Origin of the sequence: Rhizobium sp. R635 (genome assembly GCF_002211285.1) — a bacterium.
Classification (GTDB): domain Bacteria; phylum Pseudomonadota; class Alphaproteobacteria; order Rhizobiales; family Rhizobiaceae; genus Rhizobium.
The window spans coordinates 283,040-299,600 of sequence record NZ_LOKX01000034.1; the positions used below are offsets into that span (position 1 = coordinate 283,040).

The 16,561-nt window shown below is 60.8% G+C and carries 14 protein-coding genes; 7 read left to right on the forward strand and 7 right to left on the reverse strand.

The window, feature by feature from the left end:
* Positions 1-15: 15 nt before the first annotated feature.
* From ATY78_RS24345 to ATY78_RS24365, 5 genes are read right to left on the reverse strand one after another with little or no spacing between them, the layout of a single operon-like run.
* Complete coding sequence (locus tag ATY78_RS24345) at positions 16-843, reverse strand: glycoside hydrolase family 16 protein (RefSeq protein WP_088684854.1); 828 nt, start codon at positions 841-843, stop codon at positions 16-18.
* Positions 844-894: 51 nt separating this feature from the next.
* On the reverse strand, positions 895-2,376 hold the full coding sequence (locus tag ATY78_RS24350) for a lipopolysaccharide biosynthesis protein (protein WP_088684855.1): 1,482 nt from the start codon (positions 2,374-2,376) through the stop codon (positions 895-897).
* Positions 2,377-2,426: 50 nt separating this feature from the next.
* Positions 2,427-3,671, reverse strand: a complete 1,245-nt coding sequence (locus ATY78_RS24355; RefSeq protein WP_088684856.1) for a glycosyltransferase family 4 protein — start codon at positions 3,669-3,671, stop codon at positions 2,427-2,429.
* A complete protein-coding gene (locus ATY78_RS24360; protein ID WP_088684857.1) occupies positions 3,668-5,014 on the reverse strand; it encodes a glycosyltransferase family 4 protein in 1,347 nt (448 codons plus the stop codon). The genes ATY78_RS24355 and ATY78_RS24360 overlap by 4 nt, the downstream gene beginning before the upstream one ends.
* Complete coding sequence (locus ATY78_RS24365; RefSeq protein ID WP_088684858.1) at positions 5,014-5,751, reverse strand: Crp/Fnr family transcriptional regulator; 738 nt, start codon at positions 5,749-5,751, stop codon at positions 5,014-5,016. Before ATY78_RS24365 ends, ATY78_RS24360 begins: the two co-directional genes overlap by 1 nt.
* 450 nt (positions 5,752-6,201) lie before the next feature.
* On the opposite strand from ATY78_RS24365, the gene ATY78_RS24370 reads away from it, so the two are divergent.
* From ATY78_RS24370 to ATY78_RS24390, 5 genes are all read left to right on the forward strand, one after another.
* Entirely contained in the window at positions 6,202-6,903 is a 702-nt protein-coding gene (locus ATY78_RS24370) for a sugar transferase (protein ID WP_088684859.1), read from the forward strand.
* Positions 6,904-7,017: 114 nt separating this feature from the next.
* Positions 7,018-8,745 carry a Wzz/FepE/Etk N-terminal domain-containing protein gene (locus tag ATY78_RS24375; RefSeq protein ID WP_088684860.1) on the forward strand — a complete coding sequence of 576 codons (1,728 nt, stop codon included), beginning with the start codon at positions 7,018-7,020 and terminating at the stop codon, positions 8,743-8,745.
* On the forward strand, positions 8,742-9,755 hold the full coding sequence (locus ATY78_RS24380; RefSeq protein ID WP_088684861.1) for a glycosyltransferase: 1,014 nt from the start codon (positions 8,742-8,744) through the stop codon (positions 9,753-9,755). Before ATY78_RS24375 ends, ATY78_RS24380 begins: the two co-directional genes overlap by 4 nt.
* Before the next feature lie 4 nt (positions 9,756-9,759).
* Positions 9,760-11,145: a polysaccharide biosynthesis/export family protein gene (locus tag ATY78_RS24385; RefSeq protein ID WP_088684862.1), complete on the forward strand. Its 1,386-nt coding sequence runs from the start codon at positions 9,760-9,762 to the stop codon at positions 11,143-11,145.
* A gap of 108 nt (positions 11,146-11,253) precedes the next feature.
* A complete protein-coding gene (locus ATY78_RS24390) occupies positions 11,254-12,696 on the forward strand; it encodes a hypothetical protein (protein ID WP_088684863.1) in 1,443 nt (480 codons plus the stop codon).
* A 53-nt stretch (positions 12,697-12,749) separates the two neighbouring features.
* Here the strand turns inward: ATY78_RS24390 and ATY78_RS24395 are convergent, their stop codons facing one another.
* The gene (locus tag ATY78_RS24395) at positions 12,750-13,049 is read right to left on the reverse strand and encodes a hypothetical protein (RefSeq protein ID WP_088684864.1); all 300 of its coding nucleotides are present in this window, start codon (positions 13,047-13,049) and stop codon (positions 12,750-12,752) included.
* A 298-nt stretch (positions 13,050-13,347) separates the two neighbouring features.
* Here ATY78_RS24395 and ATY78_RS24405 point away from each other — a divergent pair, with 298 nt between their 5' ends.
* Both ATY78_RS24405 and ATY78_RS24410 read left to right on the forward strand, forming a co-directional pair.
* Entirely contained in the window at positions 13,348-14,259 is a 912-nt protein-coding gene (locus ATY78_RS24405; protein ID WP_088684865.1) for a glycosyltransferase, read from the forward strand.
* A gap of 170 nt (positions 14,260-14,429) precedes the next feature.
* On the forward strand, positions 14,430-15,452 hold the full coding sequence (locus ATY78_RS24410; protein WP_088684900.1) for a glycosyltransferase family 2 protein: 1,023 nt from the start codon (positions 14,430-14,432) through the stop codon (positions 15,450-15,452).
* A 94-nt stretch (positions 15,453-15,546) separates the two neighbouring features.
* Here ATY78_RS24410 and ATY78_RS24415 read toward each other — a convergent pair whose 3' ends face one another.
* Positions 15,547-16,299, reverse strand: a complete 753-nt coding sequence (locus ATY78_RS24415; RefSeq protein WP_088684866.1) for a Crp/Fnr family transcriptional regulator — start codon at positions 16,297-16,299, stop codon at positions 15,547-15,549.
* Positions 16,300-16,561 lie beyond the last annotated feature (262 nt).

The window sequence follows — 16,561 nt, forward strand, 5'->3', positions numbered from 1 at the left end:
AAACGGATCGCTCCTTCAATTCGCCGCGTCGGCGGGCTTCCGCTTGTAGACGTGGATATAATCGACGAGCAGGATGGAAGGGTTCGGCGTTTCGTCGATCGGCCAGCCCGAGCCGAGCGCCAGGTTCACCAGCGGATAGAACGGCATGTGGAACTCCTCCGGCGTATCGAAGCTCCAGAGATACTGGCGATCCAGATAGAAGGTCGTCTTGTCGGCCTGAATATCGACGCCGTAGGTATGATACTCGCTGTTCAAAATTCCATCCTGGACGGTTTTCCAATAGCCGCCATTGGAATTCTCACCGCCATGGGCCTGGCGCCAGATATGAAAGCCCATGGAGAATTCGTAGGGCGCGCGTCCGTAATATTCCAGGACGTCGATCTCTGCGGTGTATTTCGACCGGTCGAGCCCGATGAGCCAGAAGGCCGGCCAGACACCCTTGCCCGGCGGCAGCTTCATCCGCGCTTCGAAATAGCCGAACTGCTGCGAGAACCCTTCGCCCTTCGGGTTGACAGCCGAGAGCAGGCCCGAACGCCAGGTTCCGTCCTCTCCCTTGCGGGCTTCGATCTTCAGGACGCCCTGATCGGTGGTAAACGGGAAGCCGGGAGCCGGGTCTGTGAATCGGGCGTCGCCGAAATCGCCGTTCCAGGGCGTATGGGCGATCCAGCGGGAGCTTCTCTCTCCCCATGCCGAGACATCGAGGCTGTCGAAATTCTCCTCGAACGTCAGCTGATAGGCATTCATGTTGATCGGCTCCTGGGCCACGCTCGGCTGGCCGGGCAAAGCCGCCAGGCCAAGAACTGCGAGCAGACCCAAAGTCCTAGAAGATATCCCGTAACGCATTCCGTTTCTCCGAAAACGCCAAACCAAATCGCTGGGCTGCACCTGTCTCCATCATGAGGCGAGAACCCCGTTTCGCCGCGGCATCAGCCTTTGAACGACGATGGTCTCGATACCGTCGGGCCTTCCCAGGATCTGCCACAGCAGCAGGGCAAAGGCCCAGAAAATCGCAGCCGCCGCCGCGCCGCAAACCGCCAGCCCGGCGATCAGATTGAAGCCGACAGGCATGACGGCGAGCATCGGCTCCACCCAGAGCAGGAAAGCGATCATCGGCAAGCTCGCGGCCAGCGGCCGGCAAAAGGCGTTCAGCTGCGCGGCAAAACTCGCACCGATCAGCCGCCGTGTGATGACGAGCGACGCGGCATAGGCGACGAGCATGGCGATGATCCGGGCGCCGAGCGCACCCTCCACCTGGAAATAGGCGATGCCCAGGATAGTGACCGGCACCCTGACGGCGAACTCGGCAAACATCCTGAGAGCAAGCGAACGGGTATTATCCAGAACCATCGCCAATGCCGGCATGATGTTCGTGGGAAGGCCGAGCAGGCTGACGAGGCACAGCCATTGCAGGATCGGCGCGGCGGATGCCCATTTCTCGCCGACGAGGACGCGTACGGTCGGCTCGGCGAGCATGGCGAGCGCGATGAGAACGGGTGCTGCGACGAAGGTGATCGCATTCGTTGCCTTCAGATAGGCAACGACCAGATTGCGGCGGTCTTCGACGGTGGAGAATGCCGCCATCAGCGGGCGCAGCAACGGCCCGACGAAGGTCTGATACGGAATCCCGGCAATATTGTCGGCGACGCTGAAGGCGCCGAACGTCGACAGGCCGGTAAAACGCGGCAGCAGCAGCCGGTCCAGCTGCCAGTTGATGGAATTCAGCACCTGCGACACGGTGTTCCAGCTGATCATGTCCTGGAAATGTTTCCATTCCGAAAGGCTGAACGCCGGCCGCATCGGCGCAAAGACATAAGAGGTGATCATCGCCGCGGTCGGTCCCGCCACCGCGCCGGCGGCCAGCCCCCAATAACTGCCTGTCGTCACCGCCACACCGACGCCGAACAGCAATGTCGATCCCTTGGCGATGAGATCGAGCGCGAATTCGCGCTTGAAATCGAAACGCTGCATGAAGAGCACCATGCGCGGACTGATCATGCTGCGCATGGCAGGCGCGATCGAGAGAACGGCGACGAGGGCAAAGAGCCGGGAATCGCCGTAAATCACCGCCATCGGCCAGGAGATGAGGATCATCAGCAGGCTGATGGCCGCCCCTCGAAGCAGGCTGAGGGTGAAGGCGGTGGTAAACATCTCCTTGGAAGGCGACGGCTGACGCATCAGAGCCTGTGTTAACGGCAGATCCAGAATCGTTTCGACGATGACGAGAACAGAGGTTGCGATGGCGACAAGGCCGAAATCCGCGGGGCTCAAAAGCCTTGCCAGAATGAGCAGGCTGACGAAATCGAGCAGCCGCGCGAGGAATTTTCCACTGATCGTCCAGATGCTTGCCGTCGCCGTCCGCTGAGATACGCTTGACATGATCTGCTATATTCCTCGTCGGCGGATTGAGACGGTTGCGGTCGCGGCTCTCAGCCCGTCCGTCTCCCGAAGGCCTCGGCGGATCGGTCGCCATGGTTGGAAAGCCGTTGCTCGATGAGATTGCTCAGGCGATCGCGGAACACGGCGGAGGAGAATTTCAGCGCGTGCGCGCGGATCGCGTGCGGATCGATATCGTCCTCGACCTCTTCGAACGCCGCCATCGTCTCCAGCAGGGCTTCCGTCGTCTGTTCGGCAAAACGGAAGCCGACCTTCGGCGAGGAAACGGTTTCCCTGGCGCCGCCGGCGTCGAAGGCCAGCACCGGACGCCCCGATGCCATGGCTTCCACCGGCAGAATGCCGAAATCCTCGGTGCCCGGAAACAACAGGGCGCGGCATCGCGACAGGTGATCGCGCAGCACGTTGAAGGGCTGATGGCCGAGAAACTCGACGGTCGGCCCGGCGATTGATTTCAGATAGGGCAGTTGTTCTCCCTCGCCGATCACGACCAGCTTCCGGCCGGCCTCGGTGCAGGCGCGCACGGCGATGTCAGGCCGTTTGTAGGTCGTCAGCTGCCCGGCATAGAGATAGAATTCGCCTTTCCCCTTGCCCACCGCAAAATCGTCGGTCGCAACGGGCGGATGGATGACGACGGAATCCCGGTCGTAGAAGCGGCGGATACGGCTGGCGACATAATCGGAATTGGCGACGAACGTATCCACCCGCGAGGCCGTCGTCACATCCCAGGCGCGCAGCATGGGCGCGGTGAGCGACATCAGGGCGCGGCCGATCCAGGGCAGGCCATGGCGATAGACATGGAACTGGTCCCAGATGTAGCGCATCGGCGAATGGCAGTAGCAGACATGCAGCGCGTCGGCGCGCGTGATGATGCCTTTGGCCGGCCCGGATTCGCTCGACAGCACCAGATCGTAGTCCTGCAGATCGAACTGCTCGAGCGCGAAGGGCATCAGCGGCAGCATCTTGGTGTAATGCCGTTGCGCGCCGGGAATCTTCTGCAGGAAGGACGTGCGGATGTTGCGCGTCTTCAGGAAATCGCTGATGCGATCCCGGTTGCAGACGAGGGTGAAGATATCGGCATGCGGAAACATGCGGCACAGCTCTTCCAGAACCTTCTCGCCGCCGCGCATGGAGACGAGCCAGTAATGCACGATGGCCACGCGAAGCTGCTTGGTATCGCTGGCGCTTCCGGCCTCCGTGACACGCCGTTTCGCCATGACGGGCGCATCGGCGAGAAACGCCCTCGCATCGGGAAGGGAGGTTGTTGCGTTGAGGGTCAACTGAATACTCCTTGTATCGCCGCACCGTCTGCCGGTTCGAAAACCGCATTCGTCGAAAGCAGGCTGTGATATTCGGCAAGAAGCGCGTCGCGCCATTCTTCGTGTGTCGAGGCGAGATCCGGCGACATCTGGAAAGCCCGTTCGCTCATGGCGCGGACCTCATGCTTCGGCATCCGGCTGAATCTCGTCAAACTATCGGCAAAGGCGCTTTCGTCAGCCGTATCGCAGGCAAGCGCCATGCCGGCCCTTTCCATTTCCTCGGCGAGAAAAGCGCTGCGCGACATGATGACGGGTAGACCGCTCCTGGCCGCTTCGATCGCGACGAGGCCAAAGGGTTCGGGATAGCGCGACGGCATCAGCAACGCGCGCGCCTTGCGGATCGTCGGGCCGATCTCGGCATGCGACTGCCAGCCGAGAGCCCTGACATGATCTCCCGCAGCCGCCACCAGCGGCATCAGCGGCCCGTCCCCGATCACGCAGAGCCGGACGCCGGCCCGGCGTGTGGCGGCCACGGCATCCTCGATGCCCTTCTCCTCGTCCAGCCGACCGATGAAGACGAACTCGTCGTTCTCCTCCGCCTCGATGCGCTTGATCGACAAGGGCGCGACCGGATTGCGGATCGTCGTCAGCCGTTCGGGCCGATAGCCGGCGCCGACGAGAAAGCCGGCCATCTTCTCGTGCAGCAGGATGATCCGGCCGAAATCGACCTGATCCCTCAGCCGCCGGAGGATGTTTGCGCCGCGGGCGGCCCGCCACAATTTATGCGAATAGCTCCGCTTGTCGCAGGCCGTCGCAATGCAGCCCGCGCCCAATGGGCGGCGAACGCAGGTCTGCTGAGACTGGTAATCGAAGAAGGCGCCGTTCGGGCAGGCTGTGAAGAAATCATGCGCGTGAACGACGCATCGTCCGGCGACCGGCGTCAGCGCCTTGAACAGCGCGGGCGACAGGATCTGATGCCAGCCATGGACATGATAGACGGTATTCGCAGTATCCTTTGCGGCGATCCAATCGGCGACCATGCGCACGGCTGCATTGTTGTGAATGCCCGTCACGAAAGCCTTCGCGCGTTCGGCGCTGAGCAGGTCGCGGCTGTTCAGTCCCACCATCGAGACCCCGAGCTCTTCAAGCTCTGCATTGGCCGCGTCATCGCCGCAAATATAGGTCACAGGAATATTAAGGCCGCGAAACAGCTTCGCCGACAGCACCGCCAGCGCCGTCGCACCGCCTCTGGCCGTCGAGTAGTCGTCGATGACGACCACGCGGTCGATCCTCGTCCTGACGGGACGAGGAAAGCGGCGGACATTGGTGGTGAATTGCGGCGCCTCGGGAAGCGATGGGCGCATCACTTCACCGACATCGCGCCATTGGCGCAAGCTTCCAGCGCTCTGCGGTTGAGAATGCGGATCTTGCCCTGCCCTCCGTCGATGATCTTGCTTTCCCGTAGGCGCCGCAGGCATTGGTTGACCTTCTCGCGGGAGGCCGGCAGGGTCGCGGCCAGGTCGTTTTGCGAGATGATCAATTCGTCTCCGCTGTTTGCCGCATCTTTCCCATAGACTGCGGCGAGCCGCAGCAGCGTGCTGGCGAGCCTCGCCTGCAGCGTCGACGCCGCATTCGCGATGATCCGCAGTTCGAGCTCCGAAATCCGCGCCAGCGCCCTGGAAAAGACCTTTTCACGGAAGCAGGGGTCGCTGGCATACATGTCGCGCAGCAGCCGCCCCTCGAAGAAGTGCAGCTCGCAATTGGAGCCGGCCCGATATTCGAGGGTCAGGGTCTGCCTGCGCAGCACCTCGAGCTCGCCGATCAGGCCCGCCTTCGGAATGATCTCGACGATGAATTCCCGGCCGTCGGGAAGCATCGTGCTCGCGCTGACCAACCCGGAATGCACGCGCGCGAAAGTATCGACGAGAACGCCGGACCCGGCGATGACTTCGCCGCGGCGAAAACGCCGCACGCTCGAGCGGCAGGAAAGAAATTCGTCGTCGAGGAAGATGCGGCTGTTGCGATGAATGCCCCCAGCGGCCGAAATCGCTCCCCTGCCGATGCCGACCCTACGATCGGATAGATGCGTCGCCCCGTCCATGCGCAAAACTCCCAGTACTCGGATAACCATAGGTAATGCTGCACTGCATCATTTATATTTTGTTAATATCGAAGTCAAATAACATCACCGAGAAATAACAAAAAGGTCAAGTCTACATTTAGTGACAAAAATGCAAATACATCACGAGGCCAGATCAAAATACCTTTACAAGTCGAAAAGTGATCATAATCCCAAATAGACATGCTCACTAAAAAGACTTGCTGATTTAAAATTAAGCAGAAATCTAAATCAGAGACACAGCTTAATCACCAGTGAGTAGGTTAGATCACCATTTTCAATGAAAAGAAGGCTTATATCGGAACAGTGAATTTCTCTTGGCCCGTTAGTAGCATAAAGAAATAATTAAGGATTATGACCTTGGTAACAGACAACCAGAGTGCGGCGCAGCAAAGTTTCGACGGTTCTTAACCGATGTTTTGGAGGCGGCCGATGGCCTGGGAAGCACATAGTTTCGAGGCATGGTCGCGTGTCGGGCAGTCCGCGGAAGACGGCGGCCTCCATGCGTCCCGGCCTCGTGCGGCAGGCAGATCTTCGAAGCGCGCCATAGATCTTTTCCTTGCGGTGACGGCCTTGATTCTGCTTGCCCCGCTTCTGTTGCTCGTCGCAATCGTCGTGAAACTGAGCGACCGCGGCCCCGTCTTCTATTCGCATACGCGCATAGGCGTCGGCGGAGCACCCTTCGGATGCCTCAAGTTTCGCACGATGAAGACCGATGCAAGCGCTCAGCTTGCCGAATTGCTGCAAAACAATCCGGCCGCGCGCAGCGAATGGGAAACGACACGCAAGCTGAAGGACGACCCGAGAATTACCGCCGTCGGCGATATCCTCCGGCGATCGAGCATCGACGAGCTTCCCCAGTTGATCAACATCGTGCGCGGCGAGATGAGCCTCGTCGGGCCGCGGCCGGTCACCGCCGAGGAATTGCCCCGCTATGGCGAGCATGTGTGGGCCTACATGGCCGTCCGCCCGGGCCTGACCGGCCACTGGCAGACCAGCGGGCGCAACGACGTCAGCTACGAGCACCGGGTCTCCCTCGACGTCCACTATGTCAACAACTGGTCGCTCGTCCGGGACTTCGTCATCATCGCCAAGACCATTCCCGCTCTGTTTTCGCAGCGCGGCTCGTACTGAGCATTCAGGGGAGCGCCGATCATGCGTGAAATCGAAAGCGCTGCTCCCCTCGTCCCCTCCAAGCTGCCAGCACCTCGTATCTCCGTAATCTCGCCATTTTTGGACTAGGACGACATGACCTCGAGCACGATCTTCAGCGGTGTTTCCCCGATCTCCCTGTCTGCTGCCGCAGCCACTGGCGGAAATTCGCCACTGACGCTGCGCGACATGCTCTTCTTCCTGAGGATGCGCTGGCCGTGGGTCGTGGCGACGACCATCACCTTCCTGATCATCGCCGGAACCTACCTGCTGATGGCCAAGCCGACTTTCGTCGCCAGCACGCAGCTCGTGATCTTTCCGCAGGTGAGCGGCACCGAAGCCCAAAGAGCCATCGCGGAAGACGCATTCATCGAAGGACAGCTTGAGATCGCCAGTTCCACCGATGTCGTCGCCGGGACGGTAAGGGCGCTCGATCTCGATGGCGATCCCGATTTCATCGATTGGAAACCCTCGCTGCTGGACAAGGCGAAGGACTGGCTGCTGGGATTTTCCGCGCAAGAAGCGACGGACGAAACGCAGCCCAGACCGCAGACCGAGGAGGAACGCCTCCACGACATGACGGTCGCCACGCTGCTGAGCATGATCGACATACGCCGGATCGGAAGTTCGACGGTCATCGAGATATCGGCGGCAGCATCGAGTCCTCAGAAAGCCGTCGCCATCGCCGATACGCTCGCCGGGCAATATATCCAGAAGAATATCTCGATGAAGGCCGATGCCTCCCGCCAATACAGCAACTGGCTGGAGAAATTCCTGCGGGAGCAGCAGCAGGGACTGGCCGACGCCTCCAGCGCCTTGAACACCTTCAACAGCAATCCGCGCGATCAGTTCAAGCTTGCCGAGCTGCAGAGCGCGACCGATGCCCGCCGCACCCTCTATGAAAGCACGCTGACCCAGCTGACCGAAGCCAAGCAGCGCATCACCTATCCCGTATCCGACGCCACGATCGTCTCGCGAGCCACGCTGCCTCTTTCGAAGGCGCGGCCGCGCAGCACGCTCATCATGACCTTTGCTGGAGCAGTCGGCCTCGGCGCCGGCCTGGCGCTTGCCATGATCAGGCACGCCAGCGACCGCCGGATCGTCCGCCCTCACCAGATCGCCGACGCCGGCGGGCTGTCCTTCGTCACCTTGCTGGCGAGATCGCAGAAGAGCCGGAACGGGCATCCCACGCGTTTCCTCGCCACCGACACGGCGGCTGACTATCCTGTCATTCCCGGCATGGCGGAATTGAGCGCAACCGTCGTCGGTCTTCGGCGAAAACGCCGCGTCGTCATCGGCATAGTCGCCGTCGATCCCGGCAGTGGGGCTTCGACCATTGCCTGCGAACTTGCGGCGCTCTCGTCCCTATCGGGCGCACAGACGCTGCTGATCGATGCGGCGGCGGATAAATCCTCGCTCAGCAAGTCGATCGCACCTGAGAGCTCCAAGGGTCTCGTCGACGTCCTCGACAATGGCGAACTGATCCAGGCGGCCGCACTCCCCCTCACCCCGACCCTGAAATTCCTTCCGCTCGGCAAAGTGAAAACGGTGACGCCGGCCGTCCGCCTGAGTTCCCGCCGCACGCAACTGAGCTTCGCCGACCTGAAAAAAGAGTTCGACGCCATATTCGTCGATATTTCCGCCTTCTCCGCTTCTCCGGACGCCAATGCGATCGCGCCGGAGCTGGATGGCGTCCTCGTCGTCACCTCGCATGGGCGCACCTCGATCGACGACACCGTGCGCGTCATCGACACCCTGCGCAATGTCGGCGCGGAGATCCTCGGCGCGATCATCAACCATGCACCGAAGAGAATATTGTCATGAACGCCCCCTTAGCAGGAGCAACCAGGCAGCACAGCGGACCGCCTGTGCCTTGCAGCGCTGAGGCCATGCGAGGAAATAGAAGCCGTTCGCTGCGAATGGCCGTGGGGATCGCCTCGGCAGGCCGCGCTGCGGTACTGCGCGACACGGTCGATTATCTCACGAGCCTGCCGGATCAGGCGGAGCGGCTCATCGTCTGCGTGCCCACGATCGACGATGCCGCCGGGCTCGCCGACCGGCAAGATGTGGAAGTCATCGTCGGCAGCCGCGGCCTGACCGCCCAGCGCAACGGCATCATCGGAGCCGCAGCCGCCGATATCGACGTTCTGATCTTCCTGGACGACGACTTCATTCCCGCCGCGACCTTCCTGCCCCGGATGGCGGCCGTCTTTGCGGCGAGGCCCGACGTGGCGATCGCCACCGGCGAGGTCCTCGCCGACGGCATCCTCGACGGAGGCCTCGGCATGCCGGAAGCGCTGCGGGCCATCGAAACGGCCGGCGAAGCGGCCGAGCGGGTGACGGATGTCTACAACGCCTATGGATGCAACATGGCGGTTCGCCTTTCGCCCGTTCTGGAGCATGCGTTGACCTTCGATGAACGGCTGCCGCTCTATGGCTGGCTCGAGGATGTCGATTTCAGCCGCTCCATCGCCCGCTACGGCAGGTCCGTGCGCGTCGAAGGCGCCCGCGGCGTGCATCTCGGCGTCAAATCCGGCCGCCAGCCCGGCCGAAGGCTCGGCTATTCGCAGGTCGCCAACCCGGTCTACCTGATCCGCAAAGGCACGATGTCGAAAGGCCGTGCGCTTGCCCAGATCGGCCGCAACATCCTTGCGAACATGTCAGGCGTCTTGTTCAAGGACCGCCTGATCGACCGGTGGGGACGTTTGGCCGGCAACGTGCTGGCCTTGTCCGATCTTCTTGTCGGCCGCGCCTCTCCGTCCCGCATTCTCGAATTCGGCCATCCGTCGCCACGCGAGATGCCTTCGCCGTCGATCGCAACGAAACGGAGATAGACCCATGTCACGCACATCCCTGCCCGATCGCTTCATCTCCGCCGTGCTTGCCTTGCTGGCATTCTCCTGCCTGACCGGCTGGAGCGTCGCCCATGCACAGACGTTGTCGCTCGTGCCGGAAGACAAGGTGAGGCTGCGCGTCGTCGAATGGCGTTCGTCGGATTCCCGCTATGCCAGCTGGGAAGCACTCGACGGCGTCTACACCATCGATGATGCCGGCAATCTGTCGATTCCGATCGCCGGCAACGTTCCAGCGCACGGAAAGACGACCGAAGAACTCGCCGACGCCATCGCCGGAGCCCTGGCCGAGAAGGCGAACCTGCCGGGCAAACCCTATATCGCCGTCGAAATTTCCGAACACGCGCCGATCTTCGTCAGCGGCACCGTCCAGAATCCCGGCCGTTATCCCTTCGAATCCAGCATGACCGTCATGAAGGCCATCAGCATCGCCGGAGGCTTCCTCAGGGAGCGCGAGGACAACACCTACTTCGAGCGCGACCGGATCCAGGCCGCCGGCGCCTATCGAACCGCCGTCCTCAACCGGCGCGACCTCCTGATGCGCCAGGCGCGCCTGCGCGCCGAGATCGCCGGCGAGCAGAGTTTCGAGATCCCGGCGGAACTCGCCGGAATCCCCGATATCGACAAGCTGAAGGCGCAGGAATTGAACCTGATGCGGCTGCGGCGCGTCGATATCGACAGCCAGATCGAAGCGGCCAGCGATCTCGCCAGTCTCTATGGGCAGCAGGTTGAATCGCTCGAGGCCAAGATCAGTTCGCAAAAACGGCAGATCGACCTGGCCCAGAAGGAACTGAACAACGTCAACAGCCTGGTGAGCAAGGGCCTTGTCAGCAACTCCCGCCAGGTTTCGGTCGACCGCTGGGTAGCGGATGCTCAAGGCACCCTGATCGATCTCGAAGTTGCCCTCACCACGGCTCGCCAGGGGCTCAGCGAAGCCGACCGCTCCAAGATCAATATCGTCAACCGGCAGAACAGCGAGAACCAGGAGCTTCTGAACCAGGTCAACCTCGCAATCGGCAGAGCGGCGATCGATATCCAGGTGGCCCAGCTTCTGGGCGAACAGGCAGGCTACGACGCCCAACTCGCCCAAATCCATGCGGAGACGCCGGGTGTCGGCAGAGCGCAGAAGAATTACAGGATCGTGCGTCGCAACGACGACGGGACCTATCGCAACATCGCGGCCGACGAACAAACCGCCTTGCTGCCGCATGACCTCGTCGAAGTCGGCTTGGACACCGCCCTTCAGGCAACGGCTTCCGAGCCGCAGTTGCAGAACGGGCCGCAAAAACAGAGCTCGGCAGTCCCGTCGTCCGATGTGGCCGGGGACAATCGGTCGGCTCCCGGCTGGGTATCCCAGACGGGATCGAACTAGGAGGCTGCCGTGATCATCGACGCCTCGCGCATCATGCCGAAAGATGGATGCCGGATTTCGGCCATGGCACAGCTTGAGCCGCTCTCCCTCCGGATCGGGATCTGAAGCATGTCGATAGAACCGATCGGCTTCATCGTTCTGCTGCTCGGCGTGCTCAGCATGCTCAATGGCGCGCGTTTTGCCATCACCGCACTTTGCCTGTCGACGCTGTTCGGAGCCGCAGCGGCTCTGCAACTGCCCGCGCTCGGCGGCAGCAGCATCCAGCCGAGCCATCTTCTGGTGCTCTTTCTCGTCATGACGGCCCTGCTGCGGCCGGTTCAGACGCAGGCGATGCTCGCCAGCATCGCCTATCCCGGGCCAGGCTTCTGGTTTGCCTGCTACATCCTGTTCTCCGTGGTGTCGTCCTTCTTCCTGCCGCGTATTTTCGCAGGCGCGACCCTTGTCTATTCCTCCGCGAGAGACGCCACGGGCATGATGTCGACGGTGGCAGCCCCATTGGCTCCGGGCTCTTCCAATCTCAGTCAATCCGTTTATCTGCTCGGCGACCTCGCCTGCTTTGCCGTCGTCGCCGGGTTCGCCCGGCTCGGCTATGCCCGTTTCATCGCGCGGCAGCTGATCGTCGCGTCGATCGTATGTTTTGCCTTCGCGATTATCGACCTCGCAACGTTCCAGATCGGCCAGCCTCATCTGCTCGATATCATCAGAAATGCGAATTATACGATGCATACGGCCGAGACGATCCACGGCTTCAAGCGTATCGTCGGCCCCTTTCCCGAAGCGAGCAGCTATGGCGCCGTCGCATTGGCCTATTTCGCCTTCACGCTCATGCTCTGGCTGGAGCGCGTTCAAGGCCGTCTGGCGGGGCTTGCAACCCTCCTCATCGGCCCGACGATCGTGCTCTGCACGTCGACGACAGCCTATGTCGCAGGCGCCTTCATTGTCTGCATGTTCCTGCTGTTCTGCCTGAAACGGCTGATCGGCGGCCCTGCCACGACCCCGCACATGACCTTCCTGGCGATCACGCTGTTCTTCATTCCCTGCGCCGTCATCGCCCTCAGCCTGATCCCCGATGCATGGGATTCCATCGCCGGCCTCCTGACCACGACCGTATCGGACAAGCTCCAATCGCAATCGGGCGAAGAACGCACCGCCTGGAACACGCTGGCCTTGATCGCATTCGTCGATACCGCCACGTTCGGCGCCGGGCTCGGCACGGTCCGGGCCTCCAGTTTCATTGCCGCATTGCTGTCCAATGTCGGATTGACCGGCACACTTCTGTTCGTCGCCTTCGTGTACAGCCTGGTGAGGGCGTCCGGCCGATACACGTTCGGCGACCGGGAAACGCACGCGATCGGAAATGCCGCCGTAATGGCATCCATCGCACAGATCGGCTCAGCGGCGATATCGGGCAGCGGCACGGATCTCGGCTTGCTGTTCAGCACCTCCGCCGGACTTGCCGCAGGCTGCCTGGCCGGACCCTATGTCCCGAACCGTCGTCCCCTGGAGGCATCGGCATCTTTCATGAGAGCGCCGATGGGTTCTGCCCGATGACGCCAGCGCTGAATATGCCTCATGTCCTCGATCGGCAGCCGGGCGCAACGGCGTCAGCCTTGCTGGCGCTCGCTGGCGGCGGAGACGCTGTCTGCGACAGAATTGTTTTGCCGCAGTCTGGCGTTGCGCCGCACGAGCCCCGAGACGAATACGCCCGAGAGATAGCCAATTTCCATGACCACGAGGATAGCGATGGCGGAACCAATTGCCGCAATCACGGAGGCCCCGTCCACGAAAACCACGACGCCGACGCCGATTGCCACAAGGAATGCAAAGATTGCGAAGGCCCAGGCGCGGATGGAAGCACCGGCGGCTATCGAAATCACGGCAGCGATGAGCGTGGTGATCAGCATCACGATACCTCTTCTCGCCGCACCCCGGCACATGCGGCAGAGGTCGTCGTGTCGGGGAGCAGGATGCCGAAACACGGCCTTATCGCAGGCAGGGCATTCTTCATGGTGACTATCTCGACAATGAAACAAACCGCCGGCAGCCGCACGCCGATGACCCGGCGAGCAGGCTGCATCCCGGCAGTATATAGCGCACCGGGCCATCATATGACAGGCCCGTCGGCTCAATCAGCAACTGTTCCCCCGGCTTGGAAGGCAACAGCAATTCATTCCTGTTGCGGGCGATCGGAAGGGTGAGGATATGAACAACCAGTGCATCGTCTACGTCACGGACGTCGAATATTCGTTTCCGACCATTCTGTCGGCGCTTCAGGCACGCAAATTCGCAAGCCTCGCCAGCGATGTCTGCGTCCTCATGTCGGAACATCTCGATAATTTCGAAGAGTTGAAGAGCCTGCTCTCGGCAAGCGGTATCGACCTCGTCGACGCGACCGAAGCGCTGCACGCATCGCTCGGCAAGCTCGACAGCGCGCATTTCCAGGGGCGCATCAGCGTCAGCACGATGGCCAAGCTGGTTCTGTGCGAGGTCCTGCCTGCCCGCTATACCCAGATCATCTACCTCGACGGGGACACCCAGATCGTCAGCGATCTTGGCGAGTTCGAAAGCGCCGTCGTGCCCGAAGGCAGGTTTTTCGCCGCGCGCGATTACACGGCCATCCATGATTTCCTCGCCACCGGAAAGGACAGCCACTACTTCAACGCGGGCGTTCTGAAGTTCCACCGCAATGGCTGGATCGGCCAGGAGGCGCTCGAGCTCTTCGCTAGAAATCCCAAGGCCTGCGACGGCAAGCATGATCAGGGGGCATTGAACTATGTCTGCGGTTCCTCGCTCACCCTCATTTCGAACCGCTGGAATTTCCCCAAGCAGTTCCTTCACCTGGTAGACATGTCGTCCTTGTCGATCGTTCACTACATGGCGCATCCGAAGCCATGGCATGGCACCTTCTTTCCATGGAGCGACACGGAAAGCCAAGTCTATGTCGACCTGCGCAAAGCGCATCCCCTCTATAACGCGCTCTATCGGGGGATAAGCTTCGACCGTAAAATACTGTACAAATACCGGTCGATGCGGGCGCGCATGAAGCACGCGGTCGAAAGGGAACAGCCCAATCCACGCGTCCAGACCCTGCTGGTCGGTGATTACATCGTATGATGAAGCGGATCGATCCTACAGAGGGCGAATCTCCCGGCGGCGCCAGCGAGCCTCATCGGCCGGAGCGCGGGATCATCGCCTCCCGCGCGGATGCGAGCGCAAAAGCGGACCTTCATCCCGGAATGAAAAGGGAGAATGCGTCCTCCCGGCGTGAATGTTCGGGACAGATCATGAGCTGCAGGGCTTCCGTCGCCAGCATCTCCCACTATGTCAAGGCCCGCCTGCGCCGGTCGCTGAAGGCCCGGCAGCTTCGCTACGACCTGTTGCGCAGCGGGCTCGAGCAGGCGCGCCATGTCGTCATATGCGTCATCCGCGATGAAGGACACCGGCTGGCATTCTTCCTGCAATACTATCGCGACCTCGGCTTCGAGCACTTCATATGCATCGACAACGGCTCGACCGATGGCACGATCGAGCTGCTCTCCAGCTTCGAGGATGTCTCCCTTCTTTCGGCCCAGGGCTCCTACAAGGCGGCCAGGTTCGGAAACGACTGGATCAACCAAGTCATCAACCGGCACTGCCGGGAGAAATGGGTCCTCTATGTCGATGCGGATGAATTTCTGGTCTATCCCCATTGCGACACCCGGCCGATCGACCAATTGACCGCCTATATCGATTCCATGGGCGGCCATTCCCTCCGCTCCGTCATGATCGACATGTACAGCCCGCATCCGATTCTCGAAAACATATGCGAGCCCGGCCGCAACCCGCTCGAGGCCTGCAATCTCTTCGACCAGTCGGGCTATGTCGCCCATTTCGACAAACGCAACTGGACGATATGGATCAAGGGCGGCGTTCGCGGGCGCGTCTATTTCCGGGACAGGCTCTGGGATGGCCCCGCGCTCAACAAGATACCGCTGGTTTATGTGGGCGGCGAACGCCTGTTTCTCAAATCATCGCACCAGGTCTGGCCGCTCTCGCTCAATCTGGGCGACATGCGCGGAGCGCTCGGCGTCTCCGGCGCCCTCCTGCATTTCAAATTCCTGTCGACCTTCGTTCACAAGGTCGCCGATGCCGCCCACCGGTCCCAGCATACGGAAGAATATACGGTCTATTCCTCGGCAAAGGAGATGGACCACTTCGTCTACGACGACACCGGCACCTACAGAAGCTGGAAGGACCTGTCCGATCATGGGCTCATCCAGGGCGAAGGCTGGCAATACTGGAGGAATGCTTCCGAAAGCGAAGTCTGACATGCATGGAAGCGACAAGCGCGGGCTTTGCTTCTCAACCCGCCTCTCCAGGTTTCATGTTTTCAGCCATTCGTTTCTGGATCGCGGCAGCGCCTCAGGCCGCCGACGCCGTGCCCTCGGCATAGGCTTCCAGCGCCTTCCGATTGAGAATGCGGATTTTGCCCTGCGTCCCGTCGACCACCTTGCTCTCGCGCAAGCGCCGCAGGCACTGGTTGACCTTTTCACGCGACGCCGGCAGCGTCGCGGCGAGATCGTTTTGGGAAATGATGAGCTCGTCGCCGCTATTTTGCGCATCCGTTCCGTATATGGCGGAAAGGCGCAGCAGCGTCCGGGCCAATCTCTGCCGCAGGCTGGACCCGGCGTTGGAAATGAGACGCAGTTCGAGTTCGGAAACACGCGCCAGCGCCTTCGACAGGATCTTCACCTGAAATTGCGGATCCTTCGCGCACAATTCCCGCAGCAGCCGACCATCGAAGAAATGCAGCTCGCAGTCCGACGAAGCCCTGTATTCCAAGCTGAGCGACTGCTTGCGCAGCACTTCCAACTCACCGATCAAGCCGCCCTTCGGAATGATTTCGACGATGAACTCACGTCCATCGGGAAGCGGCGCGCTTGCACTTATCATTCCACGCTGTACGCGGGCGAACATATCGATCAGGACACCGGCGCCGGCAATAACGTCGCCACGGCGAAATTTTCGAACACTTGACCGGAAAAATGGGAATTCCTGATCCAAATCGGCCTTGGCGACGTAATCAATAGGCCCAGACCCGCAAGTAACCGCTTCGCCTATACGCGCAGCGCCTCCTCTAGTCCTATTGCCTTTGATGCTAATTACCCCGTCCATACGCGTAACTCCACGCAGACTACCTGGCTTATTGCGGTCGACGACATTCGTAATATGTTAAATTATAAAGTCAAATAATAATAAAATAAAAATTACGTGTTAAAACTATACATAAAAATGACGATCACTCATATTTATATATGCTAAAACAACAATGATATTTCCAGATTGAGAACAAATTTCTCGCTGCACGGAAATTTTATACAAGAAAAAACAGGCGCGCATCCGGAAGAATAAATGTAACAATTATCGAAAGTAACGT